Source organism: Lysobacter sp. HA18, from assembly GCF_054057595.1.
Genome location: NZ_JBSRZL010000001.1, coordinates 1,039,549 through 1,059,539, shown reverse-complemented (window position 1 = coordinate 1,059,539; position 19,991 = coordinate 1,039,549). Strand labels below are relative to the sequence as shown.

19 protein-coding genes are annotated in these 19,991 nt (G+C 67.2%); 10 read left to right on the top strand and 9 right to left on the bottom strand.

Annotated features, from left to right (window positions below):
* Window positions 1-71: 71 nt before the first annotated feature.
* From ACVWWW_RS05335 to ACVWWW_RS05325, 3 genes are all read left to right on the top strand, one after another.
* Window positions 72-353 (top strand): hypothetical protein, encoded by a 282-nt coding sequence (locus tag ACVWWW_RS05335; protein WP_027082506.1) that lies wholly within the window; start codon window positions 72-74, stop codon window positions 351-353.
* A 63-nt stretch (window positions 354-416) separates the two neighbouring features.
* Window positions 417-2,009: a M4 family metallopeptidase gene (locus ACVWWW_RS05330; protein WP_027082505.1), complete on the top strand. Its 1,593-nt coding sequence runs from the start codon at window positions 417-419 to the stop codon at window positions 2,007-2,009.
* Window positions 2,010-2,309: 300 nt separating this feature from the next.
* Window positions 2,310-3,917: a M4 family metallopeptidase gene (locus ACVWWW_RS05325; protein ID WP_051234943.1), complete on the top strand. Its 1,608-nt coding sequence runs from the start codon at window positions 2,310-2,312 to the stop codon at window positions 3,915-3,917.
* Window positions 3,918-3,993: 76 nt separating this feature from the next.
* Here the strand turns inward: ACVWWW_RS05325 and ACVWWW_RS05320 are convergent, their stop codons facing one another.
* On the bottom strand, window positions 3,994-4,473 hold the full coding sequence (locus ACVWWW_RS05320) for an FKBP-type peptidyl-prolyl cis-trans isomerase (protein WP_027082503.1): 480 nt from the start codon (window positions 4,471-4,473) through the stop codon (window positions 3,994-3,996).
* Window positions 4,474-4,593: 120 nt separating this feature from the next.
* On the opposite strand from ACVWWW_RS05320, the gene ACVWWW_RS05315 reads away from it, so the two are divergent.
* Together ACVWWW_RS05315 and ACVWWW_RS05310 are read left to right on the top strand one after the other, a co-directional pair.
* Window positions 4,594-5,139 carry a C40 family peptidase gene (locus ACVWWW_RS05315; protein ID WP_027082502.1) on the top strand — a complete coding sequence of 182 codons (546 nt, stop codon included), beginning with the start codon at window positions 4,594-4,596 and terminating at the stop codon, window positions 5,137-5,139.
* 168 nt (window positions 5,140-5,307) lie between these two features.
* Complete coding sequence (locus ACVWWW_RS05310) at window positions 5,308-5,946, top strand: C40 family peptidase (protein ID WP_036141771.1); 639 nt, start codon at window positions 5,308-5,310, stop codon at window positions 5,944-5,946.
* A gap of 50 nt (window positions 5,947-5,996) precedes the next feature.
* On the opposite strand, the gene ACVWWW_RS05305 is transcribed toward ACVWWW_RS05310, so the two are convergent.
* Together ACVWWW_RS05305 and ACVWWW_RS05300 are read right to left on the bottom strand one after the other, a co-directional pair.
* Window positions 5,997-6,491, bottom strand: a complete 495-nt coding sequence (locus ACVWWW_RS05305) for an acyl-CoA thioesterase (RefSeq protein WP_051234940.1) — start codon at window positions 6,489-6,491, stop codon at window positions 5,997-5,999.
* Between the two features lie 28 nt (window positions 6,492-6,519).
* Window positions 6,520-7,848 (bottom strand): dicarboxylate/amino acid:cation symporter, encoded by a 1,329-nt coding sequence (locus ACVWWW_RS05300; RefSeq protein WP_027082501.1) that lies wholly within the window; start codon window positions 7,846-7,848, stop codon window positions 6,520-6,522.
* A 175-nt stretch (window positions 7,849-8,023) separates the two neighbouring features.
* Between ACVWWW_RS05300 and ACVWWW_RS05295 the strand changes: the two genes are divergently transcribed.
* Window positions 8,024-9,709, top strand: coding sequence for an alkaline phosphatase (locus ACVWWW_RS05295; RefSeq protein ID WP_027082500.1), 1,686 nt, complete (start codon window positions 8,024-8,026; stop codon window positions 9,707-9,709).
* Between the two features lie 39 nt (window positions 9,710-9,748).
* Here ACVWWW_RS05295 and ACVWWW_RS05290 read toward each other — a convergent pair whose 3' ends face one another.
* The gene (locus ACVWWW_RS05290) at window positions 9,749-10,198 is read right to left on the bottom strand and encodes a CopD family protein (protein ID WP_027082499.1); all 450 of its coding nucleotides are present in this window, start codon (window positions 10,196-10,198) and stop codon (window positions 9,749-9,751) included.
* Between the two features lie 72 nt (window positions 10,199-10,270).
* On the opposite strand from ACVWWW_RS05290, the gene ACVWWW_RS05285 reads away from it, so the two are divergent.
* Both ACVWWW_RS05285 and ACVWWW_RS05280 read left to right on the top strand, forming a co-directional pair.
* The gene (locus tag ACVWWW_RS05285) at window positions 10,271-10,879 is read left to right on the top strand and encodes a class I SAM-dependent methyltransferase (RefSeq protein ID WP_027082498.1); all 609 of its coding nucleotides are present in this window, start codon (window positions 10,271-10,273) and stop codon (window positions 10,877-10,879) included.
* A 70-nt stretch (window positions 10,880-10,949) separates the two neighbouring features.
* Complete coding sequence (locus ACVWWW_RS05280; RefSeq protein ID WP_027082497.1) at window positions 10,950-12,197, top strand: polyhydroxyalkanoate depolymerase; 1,248 nt, start codon at window positions 10,950-10,952, stop codon at window positions 12,195-12,197.
* A gap of 66 nt (window positions 12,198-12,263) precedes the next feature.
* Here ACVWWW_RS05280 and ACVWWW_RS05275 read toward each other — a convergent pair whose 3' ends face one another.
* Together ACVWWW_RS05275 and ACVWWW_RS05270 are read right to left on the bottom strand one after the other, a co-directional pair.
* Complete coding sequence (locus ACVWWW_RS05275) at window positions 12,264-13,190, bottom strand: sensor domain-containing protein (RefSeq protein ID WP_155914206.1); 927 nt, start codon at window positions 13,188-13,190, stop codon at window positions 12,264-12,266.
* The gene (locus ACVWWW_RS05270; RefSeq protein ID WP_051234938.1) at window positions 13,187-13,612 is read right to left on the bottom strand and encodes a PadR family transcriptional regulator; all 426 of its coding nucleotides are present in this window, start codon (window positions 13,610-13,612) and stop codon (window positions 13,187-13,189) included. The genes ACVWWW_RS05275 and ACVWWW_RS05270 overlap by 4 nt, the downstream gene beginning before the upstream one ends.
* A 152-nt stretch (window positions 13,613-13,764) precedes the next feature.
* On the opposite strand from ACVWWW_RS05270, the gene ACVWWW_RS05265 reads away from it, so the two are divergent.
* On the top strand, window positions 13,765-14,700 hold the full coding sequence (locus ACVWWW_RS05265) for a peptidylprolyl isomerase (RefSeq protein ID WP_027082495.1): 936 nt from the start codon (window positions 13,765-13,767) through the stop codon (window positions 14,698-14,700).
* 3 nt (window positions 14,701-14,703) lie between these two features.
* Here the strand turns inward: ACVWWW_RS05265 and motB are convergent, their stop codons facing one another.
* Both motB and motA read right to left on the bottom strand, forming a co-directional pair.
* Complete coding sequence (gene motB / locus ACVWWW_RS05260) at window positions 14,704-15,858, bottom strand: flagellar motor protein MotB (RefSeq protein WP_051234936.1); 1,155 nt, start codon at window positions 15,856-15,858, stop codon at window positions 14,704-14,706.
* A gap of 3 nt (window positions 15,859-15,861) precedes the next feature.
* The gene (gene motA / locus ACVWWW_RS05255) at window positions 15,862-16,722 is read right to left on the bottom strand and encodes a flagellar motor stator protein MotA (protein ID WP_027082494.1); all 861 of its coding nucleotides are present in this window, start codon (window positions 16,720-16,722) and stop codon (window positions 15,862-15,864) included.
* A 172-nt stretch (window positions 16,723-16,894) separates the two neighbouring features.
* On the opposite strand from motA, the gene ACVWWW_RS05250 reads away from it, so the two are divergent.
* On the top strand, window positions 16,895-17,473 hold the full coding sequence (locus tag ACVWWW_RS05250; protein WP_027082493.1) for a BON domain-containing protein: 579 nt from the start codon (window positions 16,895-16,897) through the stop codon (window positions 17,471-17,473).
* A 69-nt stretch (window positions 17,474-17,542) separates the two neighbouring features.
* Here the strand turns inward: ACVWWW_RS05250 and ACVWWW_RS05245 are convergent, their stop codons facing one another.
* Window positions 17,543-19,963 carry a TonB-dependent receptor gene (locus tag ACVWWW_RS05245; RefSeq protein WP_051234934.1) on the bottom strand — a complete coding sequence of 807 codons (2,421 nt, stop codon included), beginning with the start codon at window positions 19,961-19,963 and terminating at the stop codon, window positions 17,543-17,545.
* Window positions 19,964-19,991: the final 28 nt, after the last annotated feature.

Genomic DNA, 19,991 nt, shown 5'->3' with positions numbered 1-19,991 from the left:
AAAGGTCGGGTCCTGGGGCAGCGGATCGCGGAACCGGCTGGCGTCCCGCCGAACCGTGCGGCAAGTCTCGCATGGCGGTCGACATGCACCGCCGCGGCCTGCGCACCGACCCGTTCCATGCCGGAATCGCGCCTTCGCATGCGCTTCACGCGTTTTCGCCGGCCGCCGATGCCACGAATTTCGTGACGCGGAACAACGTTCGGAACCGGTTCGGACCGCGCACGCTGTCCGCTTCAGCCAGCTTGTTCGACGACGGTCACAACTTCGAAAAATCGGGGCTGGTCACGCGTCCGGTTTTCATATGTTCGACGTTAGCCCATGCGCCGCGCCGACAGGACGCCGCCGACCCGTGAGGTGACCCGCAGCCCGTTGCGGTGCGTACGACTCATCTCTCTCCCGATCTCCCGAGGGTTTCCATGTCGAATACGAAGTCCCGCGTCCTCGCCGCTGCCGTCCTGGCCGCGCTCGGTGTCTCCGCCTACTCCATCGCCGCCACCGGCACCTCGCCCGCCGCGGACCGCGCGCGCGGCCTGGTCGACGCCAACCGTTCGCTGGTCGCCGGCACCGATGGCGACGCGTTCGCCGTGCGCAACGTGGTCGTCGACCGCGACGGCACCGAGCATGTCCGTTTCAATCGCACCTACCTCGGCCTGCCGGTAATCGGCGGCGATTTCGTCACCCATTCGCACAACGGCCAAATGCGCGGCGCGACCATGAGCCTGCGCTCGACGCTGCGCCCGAACATCGCCGCGCGCATCAGCTCCAGCGATGCGATCGTCGCGGCCGGCAGTGAATTCGGCACCGGCTTCCAGGGCATGCCGAGCGCGCGCAAGGTCGTGTACGCACGCGACGCCGCGCCGGTGCTGGCGTGGGAAGTCGTGATGAGCGGCGCCAAGCGCGACCAGACGCCGACCGAGATGCACTACTTCGTCGACGCCAACAACGGCCGCATCCTCGACAGCTGGGACGCGGTGGAAACTGCGGCGGCGACCGGCACCGGCAACTCGCTGACGCTCGGCACCGTGTCGATCAACACCAACTCGATCACCGGCGGCTACGAGATGCGCGACACCGTGCGCGGTGGCGGCCTGAGCGAGGACAACCACAACGGCGCGACGACCTCGACCACCGGCACGATCTACACCGATGCTGACAACACGTGGGGCAACGGCAGCAACAGCGATCGCGCGACGGCAGCGGTCGATGCGGCGTATGGCGTCGCGGCCACGTGGGATTACTACAAGAACACGTTCGGCCGGAACGGCATCAAGAACGACGGCAAGGGTGCGCTGAGCCTGGTGCACGTCGGCACGAACTGGGTCAATGCGTCGTGGTCGGACGCGTGCTTCTGCATGCGCTACGGCGATGGCGACGGCGCGACGTACAAGCCGCTGGTCGCGCTCGACGTCGCCGGCCACGAAATGACGCACGGCGTGACCAGCGCGGTGAACGGCCTCGCGTATTCGGGCGATGCCGGCGGCCTCAACGAAGGCTCGTCGGACATCATGGGCACGATGGTCGAGTGGTCGGTCGCCAACCCGAACGATCCGGGCGATTACCTGATCGGCGAAGAGATCTACAACGTCAACGACGGCACGAAGGCGCTGCGCCGGATGTTCAAGCAGAACCTCGATGGCGCGTCGTACGTCTGCTACACGGCCCGTGGGTTTACCCGTCGCGACGATCCGCATTACACGTCGGGCGTGGCCAACCGGTTCTTCTACCTGCTCGCGGAAGGTGCGGTGGTTCCGGCCGGGTTCGGTGCGGGCACCAGCTACAACCTCACGCCCGCCTCGCTGGTCTGCAATGGCGACACCGGCGTGGCCGGCATCGGCCGCACCAAGGCCGCGGCCATCTGGTACCGCGCGATGGACGTGTACTTCACCTCGAGCACGACCTACCCGCAGGCCCGCACGGCGACGCTCAACGCCGCCAAGGATCTGTACGGCCTGAACTCGCCCGAGTACAACGCGGTCGCCCGCGCCTGGACGGCCACCAGCGTCAACTGATCCGCCCTCGTCGGCAGTTCCGGAACGGCCCGCTTCGGCGGGCCGTTTTCGTTGGCGCGGCGTCCGACGAACGGGCCCGCAAATGCGGCCGGGACCGATCCGCTGCACCCGCGATCGGGTTATTTTTTGACGCGCGTCACATTCCCGGATCGTTCGTCCGGGCCTGCGCGGATCGGAAGCACATGGATGTTTCCGCGCAGGTCGATCGCAGGACGCCCGTTCGGGACTGTCGCCGTGCCGGCCATGGAGGCCGGCGCGTTCCGCCTTGCGCGGCCTCCCCCGAACCCACAGGTGCCTGCCATGTCGAACACCCCGTCCCTCCTCTGCCTTGCGGTCGTCGCAGTGCTCGGCGCCTCCACGTGGGCCGTCGTCGCGGCCGACTCCTCACCGGTCGCCAGCCGCGCACGCGCGCTGCTCGACAGCCACCACGCCGCGATCGCCGCTACCGACGGCGACGAGTTCACGGTACGCAACGTCATCGTCGACCGCGACGGCACCGAGCACGTGCGGTTCACCCGCAGCTACCTCGGCCTGCCCGTCATCGGCGGCGACTTCGTGACGCATTCGCGCAACGGCCAGCTGCAGGCCGCGTCGCTGACGCTGTCGACGACGATCCGCCCGGACATCGCCGCACGCATCAGCTCGCAGGACGCCATCGTCATCGCCGGCGGCGATTTCGGCACCGGTTTCCAGGGCATGCCGACCGCACGCAAGGTCGTGTTCGCACGCGATGCGCTGCCGTCGCTCGGCTGGGAAGTCGTCATGCGCGGCCTGAAGCCGGACAACACGCCGACCGAAATGCATTACGTGGTCGACGCACGCACCGGTCGCATGCTCGATCGCTGGGATGCGATCGAAACCGCCGCGGCCGTCGGCACCGGCAATTCGCTGACGCTGGGCAGCGTGTCGATCAATACCGATTCAGTCACCGGCGGCTACGAGTTGCGCGACACGGTGCGCGGCGGCGGCACGACGCTCGACAACCACAACGGCTCGACGAGCTCGACCACCGGCACCATCTTCAGCGACGCCGACAACGCCTGGGGCAATAGCGCGGTAAGCGATCGTGCGAGTGCGGCGGTCGATGCGCACTACGGCGTCGCGGCGACCTGGGATTTCTACAAGAACACGTTCGGCCGCAACGGCATCAAGAACGATGGCAAGGGCGCGAAGAGCCTGGTGCATGTCGGCACCAACTGGGTCAACGCGTCCTGGGACGACTCCTGCTTCTGCATGCGCTACGGCGATGGCGACGGCACGACGTATCGCCCGCTCGTCGCGCTCGACGTCGCCGGCCACGAGATGACGCACGGCGTGACGAGTTCGGTCAACGGCCTCGCGTACTCGCGCGATGCCGGCGGCCTAAACGAAGGCTCGTCGGACATCATGGGCACGATGGTCGAGTTCTCGGTCGCCAACCCGAACGATGCGGGCGACTACCTGATCGGCGAGAAGATCTACAACTCGAATCCGGACAACACCAAGGCGCTGCGCCGCATGTTCAAACAGGACATGGATGGCGCGTCGTACGCCTGCTATCCGCGCAACCGCCGCTTCACCTTCTTCGACGACCCGCACTACACCTCGGGCGTCGCCAATCGCTTCTTCTATCTATTGGCCGAAGGCGCGGTGGTGCCGGCGGGGTTCGGCGCGGGCACCACTTACAACCTGACGCCGGCGTCGCTGGTCTGCAATGCCGACACCGGCATCGTCGGCATCGGCAGGACCAAGGCGGCGGCCATCTGGTACCGCGCGATGGACGTGTACTTCACATCCGGCACCACGTACGCGCAGGCGCGCACCTACACGCTCAACGCCGCGCGCGACCTCTACGGCGCGAGCTCGCCGGAGTACAACGCGGTCAGCCGCGCCTGGGCCGGGGCGAACGTCACCTCGTCCACCCGCTGATCCCGGCGCCGGAAACGCGAAAGGCCCGCTTCGGCGGGCCTTTCGTTTGCACGCATATATATATGAGTGCGGTGGATCAGTGCTGGTGACCGCCCTCGCCGTGGACGTGGCCGTGCTCGAGCTCTTCCGCGGTCGCCTCGCGCACGTCGACGATCTCGATCGCGAAGTGCAGGTCCTTGCCCGCCATCGGATGGTTGAGGTCGACGTCGACCACCGTCATGCCGACCTTCTGGATCGTCACCGCGCGCGGGCCGAAATTCGTGTTGAGCACGACCTGCATGCCCGGCTGCAGCGGCTGGCCTTCGAAATGCTTCTTCGGGATGCGCTGGCTCAGGCCGTCGCGACGCTCGCCGTAGGCCTGCGCGGCCGGCACGTCGACGTCGAACTTGTCGCCGTCCTCGTGGCCCATCATGGCTTCTTCGAGGCCCGGGATGATGTTGCCGTGGCCGATCATGATGGCCAGCGGCTCGCGGCCCTCGGACGACTCGATCGACTCCTGGCCCTGCTCGGAGACGGTGTAGTGGAAGCGGACGACGCTGTTCTTCTCGATCTTCATGGAAATCCTGGAACCCGCCGGCGGCGGAAGGGAGCGAAGCCGGCGCCCGCGCATGGACGCGGCGGCTGGCGGGACGAGCGGCATTGAAGCGGCGTGAATGAGCCGTCAAGCTTGCCGACAATGAAACCGCCGCATTATCCCGGCAAGCGTTTGCTCGCGCCAGCGAGCGTGGCGCTGCTGCTGCCCCTGCTGCTGGCCGCCTGTGGCGGAACCGCGCCGGTGGTCCGCCATGCGTCGCTGCCGCACGTCGTGTTTCCCACAGTCTGGCCGAACACCACGCCGGATAACCCCGACGCCGCGAATGCCGTGCTAATGCGCGCGTTGTCGCTGGTCGGGACGCCGTATCGCTACGGCGGCAACACGCCGGACGCCGGCTTCGACTGCAGCGGCCTGGTCGGCTACGTCTTCCACGACACGCTCGCGCAGCAGCTGCCGCGCAATTCGGGCGATCTGGCCCGCCTGGGCCAAGGCGTCGGTTTCGACCGCATGGCGACCGGCGACCTCGTGGTCTTCGGCGACAGCGCCAGCGTCAGCCATATCGGCATCTACGTGGGCGAAGGCCGCTTCGTGCATGCGCCCAGCACCGGCGGGACGGTGCGGCTGGACCGGCTGGACGGCCCGTATTGGCGGGACCACTTCCGCGGGGCGCGACGCGTCCTGATGTGAAAGCCAAGCGGCTGGACGGGGTCCGCCCGTTACTGCCGCCATCACAACGCTGAAGTCCGTTTCTGGGACACGGGCCCCGCGAATTAACGGTCACCTAACGTCTTACTAACCAAACGGGTCCGTTCGGCGGGCATGATGCCCCCGTGACGAACTAGTGAGGCCCCGGTGATGACCGGAAACATCTTCAACCGCTCCTTCACTCGCGCTGCCCTGGCTGCCCTTTTGGCGCTGGCGGCGGCCCCGGCGTTCGCCGATCCGGCGACCACCGTGGGCATGGGTGCGGACAGCGCCGACGCGCCGGCCGACTCGCGCGCAGCGCTTCCCGATTCGATGTCCCTCTCCGATCGCGCGCTCATGCTCGCCTCGGACATCAACCGCCTGATCGTGCCGGGCTCGCGCAGCACCAGCGCCACCGCTACGCCGGTCACCGGCCGCGCGCAGAGCGTCCTGGCCCGCGCGTTCGCCCTCCTCGGCACGCCGTACCGCTGGGGCGGCACGTCGACCGAAGGCTTCGACTGCTCGGGTCTGGTCGGCTACGTCTTCCGTAACGCTCTCGGTGTCGAACTGCCGCGCGTTGCCCGCGACCAGGCGCAGACGGGCACGATGGTCGATCGCAGCCAGCTCACCGCCGGCGACCTCGTCTTCTTCAGCACGCACAGCAGCGGCGTCGACCACGTCGGCATCTACATCGGGAACGGCAAGTTCCTGCATGCGCCGCGCACCGGTCGCGACGTCACCGTCTCCGAGCTCGACACGGGCTACTGGAACGGCAAGTTCGTGCAGGCGCGCCGCGTCGCCGGCATCTGATCCGCGCGAAGTGATCGTTTCGAAGGCCGCCTCCGGGCGGCCTTCTGCTTTCAGGGCTTCGCCGGCGCGCCGAGCACGTCTTCGAGCAGCGGTTCGATGCCGCGGCTCAGCGCCATCACCTGCTCCGCGTACTCGGCCAAGCGCCGGTCTTCCTCGTCGGTCGGCGTCCACGACGGCACCGGCACCGGCTTGCCTTCCGGCGCATCGAGCGCGACGAAGACGATGACGCAGTGCGTGCACAGCCGATCGCCCGTTTCAGGATCCTTCGGGTCGCGTGCGCGCACCTCGACGGCGAAATGCATGCTCGTCGTGCCGGTGTGCACCAGCTTGGCCTGCAGGGTGACGAGGTCGGAGATGCGGATCGGCGCGAGGAAGCGGATGCCGCCGACCGCGACGGTCACCGAGTAGTGCCCGCTCCATGCGACCGCCGCGGCGTAACCGGCCTGGTCGATCCACTTCATCACGGCGCCGCCGTGGACCTTGCCGCCGTAGTTGACGTCGGTGGGCTGCGCGAGGAAGCGCAGCGTCAGTTCGCGATCTCTCATGCGCGCCTGTGTAGCACAGCCGCTGCGATCAGGCCGCTTCGGTGTCCGCGCCGAGGTTGCTGACGTCCGAACGCCCCGCGTTGTACACGTCGATATCCAGCAAGCCCGTTTCGCGCGCGACCAGCACCGGCACCAGCACCTGCCCGGTCACGTTGGTCATCGTGCGCATCATGTCGAGCACGCGGTCGATCGCATACAGGTAGCCGATGACTTCCAGGGGCAGCCCCGCGGCACTCAGCACCACCGTCGCCATCACCACCGCCGTGCCGGGCACGCCCGCGGTGCCGAAGCTGCCGAGCACCGACGCGATCAGCACGATGAAGTACTGGTCCGCGCTGAGCGGCGTACCGGTGTACTGCGAGATGAAGAGCGCGCACAGCGCCGGATAGATCGCGCCGCAGCCGTCCATCTTGATCGACGCGCCCAGCGGCACCGCGAAGGCCGCGTAATCCTTGTCGACGCCGAGGTTGCGCGTGGCCGCATTGAGCGACGCCGGCATCGCCGCGAAGCTCGACGAACTGACGAACGCGACCTGCATCGCCGGGAACGCGCCCTTGAAAAAGCGCAGCGGATTGAGGCGATGCGCGAGCAGCAGACCGCTGTAACTGACGACGATGTGCAGCGCGCAGGCGATGTACAGCGCGAGCACGAAGTTGCCGAGCGGCAGCAACTTGGAGAAGCCGAATTCGCCGACCAGCGCGGCGATCAGGCCGAACGTACCGATCGGCGTCATCTCGAGCACGAAGCGCGTGACCTGCACCATGAGGTCGCGGCCCTCGCCCATCAGCTCGCGCATGCGCGGCACGCGGTCGCCGAGCTTCACCATCGCGAAGCCGAGCAGGCCGGCCCAGAAGATCACCGGAAGGATAGACCCCTTGCCGAACGCGAGCACCACCTCGCCCGCCGCGTTCTTCTTCTCGCCGATGCCGGTCATCGCCGCGAACGGGTTGTCCGGCACCACCGACAGCAGCACGTTCGCGACGCTCGGCACGTCCTTCGGCACGTAGTCCGGGTCGACGGCGAGATGCGCGACGCCGACACCGGGCTGCATGATCGTGCCGACGCCCAGGCCGATTCCGACCGCGATGATCGCAGTCAGCGCGAACCACAGGAACGTGCGGCCGCCGAGCTTGGCCATCGACTTCTGCCCGCTCAGAGCCGCCACCGCGTTGACGACCGCGAAGAACACGAGCGGCACCGCGATCATCTTGATCAGGCGGACGTAGACATCGCCGAGCGGCCCGAACCAGGTCGCGGCGGCCGGGCCCATCGCCCAGCCGGCGAACGCGCCCAGCACGAAGCCGAGCAGCACGCGCTTCCAGAAGCGGATCTTCAGCCAGGCGTGGACAAGGGACATGGGGCGAGCCGGAAAGGTCAGAACCGCACCATAGCGAAGTGCGCGTCGTGGAACGATGCTCCCGATGACGCCTCAGCGTCCCGCTGGCGTGACCGACCGCACGCATCCGTCCGGCCGACACGAATCGACAAGTCGCGTCGGCATAATCGGCCGCCTCACGACTGCCGTTCCGTCCATGCACCGTTTCCTGCCCGCGGGCCTCGCGCTCGCCGCTACCGTTTTCTGCGCTGCCTGCTCCACCACCTCCGCCAGCGCTCCGCAGTACACCGTCGACGTTCCCGCCATCGACCGCCCGACCGGCGAAACCAGCGCCTGGTGGTTCCGCAATGGCGCCTCGCAGGCCGCCGCGCGCGGCGCGATGGGCGGGCATGCGAAGAACGTCATCGTCTTCCTCGGCGACGGCATGAGCCTGCCCACGGTCGCGGCCGCGCGCATCCTCGAAGGCCAGCGCCACGGGCACCCGGGCGAGGAAAACCGCCTGAGCTGGGAAGACTTCCCGTACACCGCGCTCAGCAAGACCTACAACACCGATTCGCAGACGCCGGATTCCGCCGGCACGATGAGTGCGATCGCGACGGGCGTGAAAACGCGCATCGGCGTGATCTCCGTCGGCCCGGAAGTACCGCGTGGCAACTGCGAGCAGGCCAAGTTGCATCCGACGACGACGCTGTGGGAGGTCGCCGCGTCGCAGGGCATGGACGTCGGCATCGTCACCACCACGCGCGTCACGCATGCGACACCGGCGGCAACGTTCACGCACGTGCCCGATCGCAACTGGGAAATCGACGAGGAGATGCCGCAGGACGCGCTCGCCGCGGGCTGCATCGACATCGCGCGGCAGCTCGTGGAATCGCCGCTCGCGGGCCACGTCAAAGTACTGATGGGTGGCGGACGTTCGAACTTCCTGCCGGCCGCGGATGAAGATCCGGAATACGCCGACAAACATGGTTTGCGACTGGACGGTCGCGACCTCGTCAGCGAATGGTCGCAGCGCCATCCCGGTGGCGCCTACGTGTGGAATGCGAAGCAACTCGCGCAGGCGCCGGCCGACGCGCCGCTGCTCGGCCTGTTCGACCCCAGCCACATGCATTACGTCACCGATCGCGCGAGTGATGCAGGTGGCGAGCCCGATCTGGCGACGATGACGCTGGCCGCCATCTCGCGCCTGTCGAAGAGCCGCGACGGTTACGTGCTGCTCGTCGAAGGCGGACGCATCGATCACGCGCATCACGAAGGCAATGCGTATCGCGCGCTGACCGAAACCGTCGAATTCAGCGATGCGGTGCGTGCCGCGATGAACGCGACGTCGGCCGACGACACGCTGATCCTGGTCACCGCCGACCACTCGCATACGCTGAGTTTCGTGGGCTATCCGGTGCGCGGAAATCCGATCCTCGGCAAGGTGAAAGGCAGCAGCGGCGAAGGCGACGGCAAGACCGAATACGCGCTCGACGCCGCGGGGCATCCGTACACCACGCTCAACTACAGCAACGGCCCCGGCTACGTTGGCGCGACCGACCAGCAGCCCGAAGGCATCAAGCACTACCCGCATCTCGTCAGCGGTGCGCAGGACGCGAAGGACGGCCGCCCCGACCTTACCAACGTCGACACCGCATCACCGAACTACATGCAGGAAGCGCTCGTGCCGATGGCGTCGGAAACACACGGCGGCGACGACGTCGGGATCTGGGCACGCGGGCCGGGCAGCGAAGCGGTGCGCGGCAGCCTCGAAGAAAACTCGATTTTCCACATCCTGCTGCAGGCCACGCCGCGCCTTCGCAATGCGGTGTGCAAGGCCGGCGGCTGCGATGCGCACGGCGTGCCGGTGTCGATGCCGGCGTCGATCGTTCCGTCGCACTGACGACGCAACACGACGGCGGCGCGATGCCGCCGTCGTCGATCAGAACGGCTTGGCGAGCACCAGGTAGACGATCGCGACGAGCAGCAACACGGGAAGCTCGTTGACCAGGCGCAGCGTGCGCGATGACGGAATCGCGCCGCCCGCCGCGGCGCGCTTGAGCCAGCGCCCGCTCATCACGAAGAACACGAGCATCAGCACCACTGCGCCGATCTTCGCGTGCAGCCAGCCGTTGCCGGGCGCGAACCACACCGGCGCGCCGGCGATGAATTTGCCGGCGGACGCGAGCAACAGGCCGAGCACCAACGCGATGCCGAACATGGAGTGGCCGAAGCGATAGAGCCTGCGGCCCATCAGTACCAGGCGCTCGCGCACCGCGGCGTTGTCGCCGGCTTCAGCGATGTTGACGAGGATGCGCGGCAGGTAGAACACCGACGCCATCCACGCCATGACGAACACGACGTGGGCGGTCTTGATCCAGAGATAGGCCATGGCGCGGTAGCTTTCGGGCGGGGCCGGTAGGATGCCACGCGCATCGCGCCGCGATCGTCCACGAGCATCCGCATGACCAAGCACTACGACCGCGACTATTTCGAACGCTGGTATCGCGACCCCGCGCTCAAGCGTGAGGCGATCGGCGGTGCCGCACGGCTGGCGCGCAAGGTCGCGCTGGCAGTCGCCACCGCCGAGTACTGGCTCGAGCGTCCGCTGCGCAGCGTGCTCGATGTCGGCTGCGGCGAAGGCGCGTGGCAGCCGGCCGTCAAAAAGTTGAGGCCGAAGGCGAGCTACATCGGCTTCGACAGCAGCGCATATGCGATCGAACGCTTCGGACGACGCCGCAACCTGCACCTCGCCGCGTTCGCCGATTTCGCCTCGCTGCGCCCCTGCGCGCCGGCCGACCTCGTCGTCTGCAGCGACGTGATGCACTACCTCGAGGCGCGCGACCTCGATGCCGGCCTGCCCGGCCTCGCCGAGCTATGCGGCGGCATCGCGTTCCTGGAAACCTTCACCCGCGAGGACGAGGTGGAAGGCGACACCGCGGGCTTCCGTCGTCGCCCGGCGCGCTTCTATCGCGCACGGCTGGAAGGCGCCGGATTCGTGCAGCTTGCCTCGCACCTGTGGCTGTCGCCCGCCCTCGCCGAGCAGGCCGCGGCGCTGGAAATTCCGGGCTGAACGAGGCGGACACGCTTCACATTCCGCCGTCAAGCCCCTGCGCTATGCTGCGCTGCGACAGGGGGAATAAATGCTCTATCAGATGCATGAACTCGGCCGCGCCTGGCTCGCGCCGATGACCTATTGGGCCGACGCGATGAGCAAGGCTTTTGGCGCACCCGGCAGCTGGCTGCACGGCATGCCCGGCTCGTCGCAGTTGTCCGCCGGCTACGAGCTGTTCTACCGGCTCGGCAAGGACTACGAGAAGCCCGAATTCGATATCCACGATGTCGAAGTCGACGGCCGCGTGTATTCGGTGATGGAGCGCGAGTCGCTGCGCAAGCCGTTCTGCAGGCTGCTGCACTTCAAGCGCTTCGCCGACGACGTCGCCGGCGTGCAGACGCTCGCCGCGTCGCCGAAGGTGCTGGTCGTCGCGCCGCTGTCGGGCCACCACGCCACGCTGCTGCGCGACACCGTGCGCACGCTGCTGCGCGACCACGACGTGTACATCACCGACTGGGTCGACGCGCGCATGGTGCCGGCTGCCGAAGGCCCATTCCATCTCGACGACTACGTGCTGTACGTGGAGGAATTCATCCGCCACATCGGCACCGGCAACCTGCACGTGATCAGCGTGTGCCAGCCGACCGTGCCCGTGCTTGCCGCGGTGTCGCTGATGGCCGCGCGCGGTGAGCCGACGCCGAAGTCGCTGGTGATGATGGGCGGCCCGATCGACACGCGCGAGAACCCGACGCAGGTCAACGATCTCGCCACGCACAAGCCGATGTGGTGGTTCGAATCGCAGCTGATCCACCCGGTGCCGCCGCCGTTTCCGGGCGCGGGGCGTCGCGTGTATCCGGGCTTCCTGCAGCACATGGGTTTCGTCGCGATGAATCCCGAGCGGCATTTCCAGTCGCACTGGGACTTCTACGAGAACCTGCTGCAAGGGGATCTCGAAGACGCCGAATCGCATCGTCGTTTCTACGACGAATACAACGCGGTGCTCGACATGCCGGCCGAGTACTACCTCGACACCGTACGCGTGGTGTTCAAGGAACACCTGCTGCCGAAGGGCGAATGGGAAGTGCGCGGCCAGCGCGTGGATCCGTCGAAGATCCACAACATCGCGCTGCTCACCATCGAAGGCGAGCTGGACGATATTTCCGGCCGCGGCCAGACGCGCGCGGCGCAGAAACTGTGCACCGGCATTCCGGAGGCTGATCGTCAGCATTTGGTCGTTGAAGGCGCCGGTCATTACGGCATCTTCAGCGGACGTCGCTGGCGCACGCAGGTGTATCCGAAGGTGCGCGACTTCTTCGCGAAGTATTCGACGAACTGATCGCGGTATCGCGATGAAAAACGGGCGCCCTCGAGGCGCCCGTTTTGTTTTCGCAATCGTGATTGGTCAGGCGGAAGTCGAGGATTCGACCAGCATGTGCTTGGCGATCTGCCCGTGCACGCGGCCGACACCACGCGCCAAGTGCAGCGTCGCGAACAGCAGGAACACGCCGGCGACAAACACGAACGGCAGGCCCCACGCATCGATGCCGTTGACCTGCACCTCGTTGAACGGCACCCAGCCGAACCATGCGAGCGCGGCGACCACCGGTGCGGCGATGAAGCCTGCAGAGAGCGCGAGCAACGTGACCGCGACGGTGAAGTAGATGATGCCGATCGGCAGCATCAACAGCATGTAAGCCATCGTGCTCCACGTGCGCGGGTCGGTGAACATCGTGCGGATGCGATCGAGCAGCGGCGCGTCCTTGGTGACGTAACGCGGTCGACGCGGCATGCGTTCACCGAGCATCACTTCCACCAGCCGACCTTCCACCAGCGACAGCACGCGCACGGATCCGAAGAACAGGATCGCGAGCGGAATGCCGATGATGAGGATGGACATGCCCGCAGTCATCGAAAGTCCCGTCACCACCCACGTGAAGTAGAAGATGCCGGTGGCGAGCGAGAGCAGCATGTAGAACAGCGCGGCGTACGTGCGCGGTTCGGCGGCGACGCCGAAGAACCGGCCGAGCGCGGTGCGTCGTTTGACTACCTTCGGCGGCTGCAACGCGGTCTGCACGCGCACTTCCGTGTCGCGATAGATGTCGGCGACCTCCGACGGTGCGCCGTAGCTGCCGGCGACGTCGGCGATCACTTCGGCTTCGGAGCGACCGGGGTTCGCGGCCATTTCCGAGCGCAGGTAATCCTCGGCGTCGTAGAGCGCGTCCTGGATCAGCGCGGGATCGGCGCCGGCGAGCGCGGCACGCAGGCGTTCGAGGTATTCGGCGATCGTGGCCGGCGCGCGCAGGTCGGTGAAGGAGTGGGCGGCGTTCATACGAGGTCTCCCCGGGAGACGGACGGGAAAGTGGAGGTGGAAGTCGCGCGGGCGAGCGGTCCGAGCACGGCGTCGACGGAATCGCGCGTGCCGCGCCAGGCGTCGGCCCAGCGCATGAGCACGGCGCGGCCGTCGTCGTTGATGCGGTAGTAGCGGCGCGGCGGGCCGGACACGGACGGCTCGACGAAGCTTTCGAGCAGCCCGCTGCCCTCCAGCCCGCGCAGCACCGGGTACAGCGCGCTCTGCTTGCCGGACAGCACGCCCTCGAGCTGCTCCAGCCGCTTGGCGATCTGGTAGCCGTACATGGGCTCGGTGGCGTCCGCGAGCACGGCCAGCAGCGCCAGCGAGACGGTTCCAGCGCTTAGCTCCTTCTGGAACTTGCGCAGGTGGATGTCAGGATCGATGTCGGGTTGGGCGGACATGACGGAGGCTCGGCCTGGTGTCGAGTTCAATCTAGTGCGAACTCCGCTATAGCGAACCTGCCGGAGGTCATGCGGACCGAAGACATGGTCACGCCCCACCCTCGAAGCGGCCGCTGCGCCAGAATCGGCCGACCACTCCGGGAAACCCGCCCATGCCGACGTCGCGCCCGCTCGCCCTCTCGCTGTCCATCGCCCTCGCCTGCTGCGCACTCGCCACGCAGGCCGCGACGCCCGCCAAACCCGCGGCCGTGCGTTCGATGCAGGAAATCATCGACGCGTCCAAGCCGTCCGACTGGCGTGCGCTGGATCCGCAGAACGCGCTGTACATGGATCTCGCGAACGGGCACCGCGTCGTCATCGAACTCGCGCCGCACTTCTCGCCGCAGCACGTCGGCAACGTGCGCACGTTCGCGAAGGAGGGTTACTGGAACGGGCTGAGCATCGTGCGTTCGCAGGACAACTTCGTCGTGCAGTGGGGCGACCCGGAAGAGGACGCCGCCAAGCGCAAGCCGATCGGCAGCGCGAAGGCGAAGTTGCCGGCGGAGTTCACCAGTCGCGATGCATCGCTGACGAAAACGTGGACGCGACTTCCCGACGTCGACGGCTGGGCGCCGCAAGTGGGCTTCGCCGACGGCATGCCGGTCGGTCACGACCCGAAGGCCGGCACGTATTGGATGGCGCATTGCTATGGCGCGGTCGGCGCGGGCCGCAACAACGAAGCCGATTCCAGCGACGCAACCGAGCTTTATGTCGTGACCGGGCAATCGCCGCGACAGCTCGACCGCAACATGTCGATGGTCGGCCGCGTCGTGCAGGGCATGGAATGGCTGTCGACGATTCCGCGCGGCACTGGCGCGCTCGGTTTCTTCGAGAAGCCCGAACAGCGCGTCGGCATCACGTCGATCCGGCTCGCATCCGACGTGCCGGCGAGCGAGCGCACTAATATCGAGCTGATGCGCACCGATTCGCCGCTGTTCAAGGAGTTGGTCGAATCGCGCCGCAATCGTCGCGATGCGTTCTACAAGGTGCAGGCGCACCACATCGATCTGTGCAACGTGCCGCTGCCTTCGCGCGAAGCGAAGAAGTAACGCTCAGCGCGTGATCATCGGCGGCGCGACGCTGGCGCGCGCCGCCGGTTGCGTCGGGTGATCGTTCGCGATTTTGAGCGCGGCCTCTGCGGCCGAAGTCGCGCCGTCGGTTTTCGTCGTCGCATTCTTGGGTGCGGTCGCAACGCCCGGCATTGGCACGATGTCCGGCGTTACGTTCGATGCGACGCTGGTCGTGCGCGGCTTGAGCGGGCCAGCATCCATCGAACGCGGCACCGGCGGCGGATCGTTCGGTCGACCATCGCCCGCAAGTCGCGGCTCATCGCTCTCCGCGGCGATGCGTTCGGCTTCCTGGCTGAGCACCACCAGCGAGATGCGGCGATTGCGCGCATCCGCCGGATCATTGCGATTGAACGGCACGGACGACGACAGACCGACCACGCGCGCCAGTTTCTCCTCGCGCATGCCGCCTTCGATGAGTGCGCGACGTGCGGCGTTGGCGCGCTCGGCCGACAGTTCCCAGTTGCTGTAACCGATCTTCGCGGCGTACTGCGCGGTGTCGGTGTGCCCGGTGATCGCGACGCGGTTCGGCACCTGGTCGACGTACTTGGCGAGCTCGACCAGGATCTGCTTCGTGTAGCCCTTCAGCTCGGGCGAGCCCGAGTCGAACATCGGGCGGTTCATCGCATCGATGATCTGGATGCGCAGGCCTTCGGGCGTGATGTCGATCAGCAGCTGATCCTTGAACGGCTTGAGCGCCTGGCTCTGCGCGATCGCCTTCTCGAGTTGCTGCTTCAGCAGTTCGAGCTTCTTCTTGTCGGCCTGTTCGAGGGCTTTGCGCGCGGCTTCGTCGGCGTTCTTGCCGTTACCAAGGCCCGGAACTTTCGCGGCGCCCGCGCCCGGCGGATTGCGCACCTGCGAAAACATCTTGATCGGCGTGTCGCCGGCGCCACCGGGGCCCATGCGTCCCTGCACCATCGTGCTGGTGCGGCCTTGCACGGCGCTGGGGTTCTTGAAGTAGTCGGCGATGCCACCGAGCTGTTCCTGCGGCATCTGCGCGACGAGCCACATCACCATGAAGAACGCCATCATCGCGGTCACGAAGTCGGCGTACGCCACTTTCCACGAACCACCGTGATGCCCGCCGCCGCTCTTCTTGCGACGTCGGACGATGATGATGGGAGCGGGTTGCGCCGACATCGATCAGCCCTTCGCGGCCTTGAGGTCTGCCTCGAGGTCCTGGAACGTCGGGCGCACGTCGGAGAACAGAAGCTTGCGCGCGAATTCGATAGCGACGCTCGGTGCATAGCCGCGCAGCGACGCGATCAGCGCCATCTTCACCACTTCGAACGCCTTGCCATCCTCATGCGCGCGGTTTTCCATCGCGCTGGCGATCGGGCCGACGAAGCCGTACGACACGAGGATGCCGAGGAACGTACCGACCAGCGCCGACGCGACCTTCTCGCCGATCTCCGCAGGCGACGCACTGCCGACGATCGACATCGTATTGATGATGCCGAGCACGGCCGCGACGATGCCGAAGCCCGGCAACGCGTCGCCCACCTTCTGCATGGAATGCGCGGGCTCGAGCGATTCGTGGTGGTGCGTCTCGAGTTCGTACTCGAGCAGCGACTCGAGTTCGTGCGGTGCCATGTTGCCGCCGACGATCAGGCGCAGGCAGTCGGTGATGAAGTCGAGGATGTGATGGTCCGCGAGGACCTTCGGATACTTCTGGAAGATCGAGCTGTCCTGCGGCTGCTCGATGTGCGCTTCGATGGCCATCATGCCTTCGCGACGCATCTTCACCAGCAGCTCGTAGATGAGCTTGAGCAGGTCGACGTAGTCCTCGCGCTTGTACTTCGGGCCCTTCATCACGCCCTTGACGCCCGCGAGCGAGGCCTTGATCACCTTGATCGGCGTCGCGACCACCCAGGAACCGGCGGCGCAGCCGACGATCACGATGATTTCGTTGAGGTGCCACAACGCGAGCAGCTTCCCGCCCACCATCGTGAAGCCGCCGAGCACGCTGGCGAGAACGACGACGGCGCCGATGATCAGATACATCCGTGTGGCTCCTGACGCGGGGGACTGGACACCGAACCTATCGGCGATGGCCCGGCGATCTTGAGCAAAGCGGCCGTGGCGCGGGGCCTGCGTCGCATTACGGCCGCTTCGTGTTGGCGCTTCGGTCACGCCCGCGCGGACAGCATCGGGGCCGGACCCGCAGGAGCACGCCATGAATCCCACCACCCCGCAGCACGGCCCCAACCGCGACGCCGGCGCCCGCCTGTACGAGGACATGCCCTCGATCACCGACCGTGGCGACGCCGACACTGGCCGCGCCGACGACTCGTTCGGCCCGCCCGAGATCGGCGGCCCCGAGGAACCACGCTACGGACGCGACGTGCAGAGTGACGAAGACCGCGCCCTGACCCGGTCGACCCACCGCGCCATGCACGCGCGCCGCGGGCCGAAGAACGCCAGCCGCTCGGACTCCACTCTCACCGAGGAACTCAACGAGCGCTTCATGCACGACGAGCTGCTCGACGCGTCGGAGATCCTCATCAGCGTCGACAGCGGCCGCGTGCTGCTGACCGGCGAAGTGCCGCAGCGCTGGATGAAGCATCGCGCCGAGGACATCGCCGATTCCGTCCGCGGCGTGGCCGAGGTCGAGAACCGCATCCGCGTCGACAACGGCGTCGCTTCGTTCGGCACCGGCGGCGCGGTGCGCAGCGGCCTGAACCAGCCGGGCAGCGGGTTCTCCAGCTCGCCGCCGAACGCCGACTGGCAGCCGCGCGACAACCGCGTCGACTGACTTCGCCACCGCCGCAAAAGAAAACGCCCGCATCGCGCGGGCGTTTTCGCATCACAGGTACGAGTTGGATCAGAAGCCGAACCACATCCTCGCGAAGTACGCGCGGCCATTCAGGCCGAACTGCACGCTCTCGTAGATATGGCCGTTGTCGGTCTCGTTCGGGTCCTGCCGCGTCGGGAACACGTCGAACAGATTCGTGACGCCGAGCGTGAGCTTGGCCTTCGGCGTGAACGAGTACGTGCCGCTGACGTCGGCCGAGGTCTTGGCGTCGTAGTGCTGGTTCGGAACACCGGCCTCGGTGCCGGAGAACGTGCCGAGTTCCTGCGGACCGAAGTGGATGATCTTCAGGTTCGCGTTCCACTGCGCACGCGTCCAGTCGAAGCCGAGCACCGCCTTGCGACGCGGCGCGCCGTTCTCGACGAACAGGCGATCGCGCTCCGGCAGCAGCGTGTCTTCGCGACCGGCGAGCGATGCCGGCGCATTCACCTGCGTCACTTCCGTGCGGTTGAAGTTCGCCGCCAGGAACGTATCAAGCGCACCGCCCCACAGCGTGGCGTGGTTCGACATGGTGACGTCGAGCCCGGTGGTCTTGGTGTCCACCGCGTTGACGAAGAAGCGCGCCACGCCGACATCGCGTGCCTCGAGGATCGCGCCGATGTTCGGATCGTCGGTGCCGAACTCGCCGGTGAGGATGATGCGGTTGCTGATGTCGATGCGGTAGGCGTCGACGGTGAGCGACAGCGCGCGCGACGGCGTCCACGTCAGGCCGAGCGTGCCGCTCTTGGACTTCTCTTCGGTCAGCGCCGGGATGCCTGCGGCCTGCGCGAGCGGGCTGTCGTTCGACGCGATCACGATGTCGACCGGCTGGCCGCTGATGAAGTCGGTGATCGTCGAAGAGAAGTACTTCTGCTGCAGCGACGGCGCGCGGAAGCCGGTGCTGTACGAACCGCGCAGCAGCAGCGTGTCGGTGGCCTTGAACGCGGCGGCGATCTTGCCGTCAACGGTCGAGCCGAAATCGCTGAAGTCTTCCCAGCGCACGGCGAGGTCGGTGGTCCAGCGCGGCGACAGGTCGAGCTCGACGTCCGCGTACAGCGCATCGCTCGAGCGCGTGCGGTTGGTGACGTCGGCCGGCTGGAAGCCCGGGAAGCCCTGGCTGCCCGCGTTGCCGCCGACGCCTGCGCCGTCCGCATCGCGGTACGAGTTCGGCTCGCCCGCGCGGATGCGGTAGCGCTCGTCGCGATGCTCGGCGCCGAACGCGAGGTTCATGCCGTCCAGCACGCCGTCGTAGAAGCGCGAGAAGTCGAGGTTGGTGGTGTTCTGCTCGAACGAGAAGCCGCCGGCGTCGAAGCGCGACGGGCTGATCGCGGGGCGGCCCGCGGTCGCCTCGGCATTGGCGATCGACGCGTTGAGCGTGTGGTTGATGTCGTAGCGCAGCTCGTTGTAGCCATGCGTCTGCGACAGGTCCCAATGCCAGAGCCCGGCATCACCGCGCACGCCCAGGATGCCGAAGCGGTCCTCGATGTCGGCATCGATGAAGGGCACGAAGCCATCGGGGTACATGTCGGGCGAGTTGCGCGACGGGATGTCGTCGCTGCCGATGCCACCGCGCGCGAACGCGGCCGACGACGCGGCGCGGCTCTGGATGCCGGCGGTGAAGTAGACGGTCGCGGCGTCGCCCAGCGGCTGGTCGCCGTTCAAGAACAGCGTGCGGTTGATGACCTGCGAGTCACCGATGATGCGCAGCGGGTTCTCGGCGGTGGCGCGGTTGGAACGGCCGCGGTCCTGCCATTCGCCAGTCACCGCGAGCGTGCCACCGGTCGCGAGCTTCATGCCGCAGTAGGCGGACGCCAGCCAGTTCTCGCCGTCGCCGCGCGAGTACTGGCCCCAGCCGAGCGCGGTTTCGCAGCCTTCGCGGCGCTTGAGCGCGATGTTCATGACGCCGGCGATCGCGTCGGAGCCGTACTGCGCCGCCGCGCCATCGCGCAGTACTTCGATGCGGTCGATCGCCATCACGGGCACCGAATTGAGGTCGGTACCCGTGTTGCCGCGGTTGCGCGCGCCGTAGATGTTCACGAGCGACACCGTGTGGTGGCGCTTGCCGTTGACGAGCACGAGCGTCTGGTCGGAACCGAGGCCGCGCAACGCCGCGCCGTCGACGAGGTCGGCGCCGTCGGCACCGGTCTGGCGCGTGGAAATCAGGGACGGCACGGTGGCCTGCAGGGACTGCGCGAGGTCGAACTGCGCACCGGTCTCGGCCTGGCGCTGCATCGGCAGCACGTCCACCGGCACCGGCGTGGTGGTTTCGGACGAGCGCTGCACGCGGCGCGAGCCGACGATGCTCACGGTGTCGAGTTGCGGCGTCGCGGCGTCGGCAGGTGCGGTGGTCGCGTCCTGTGCGTATGCGTTCGGCATGGCGGCGAGCGCGAGCACGACGGCGATCGTCGAACTCAGAACGGCGCGACGCGGATGGTCGATCGAGTGTCCCTGCATCTGTGTTTCCCCAAGAAGTGATCCCCCG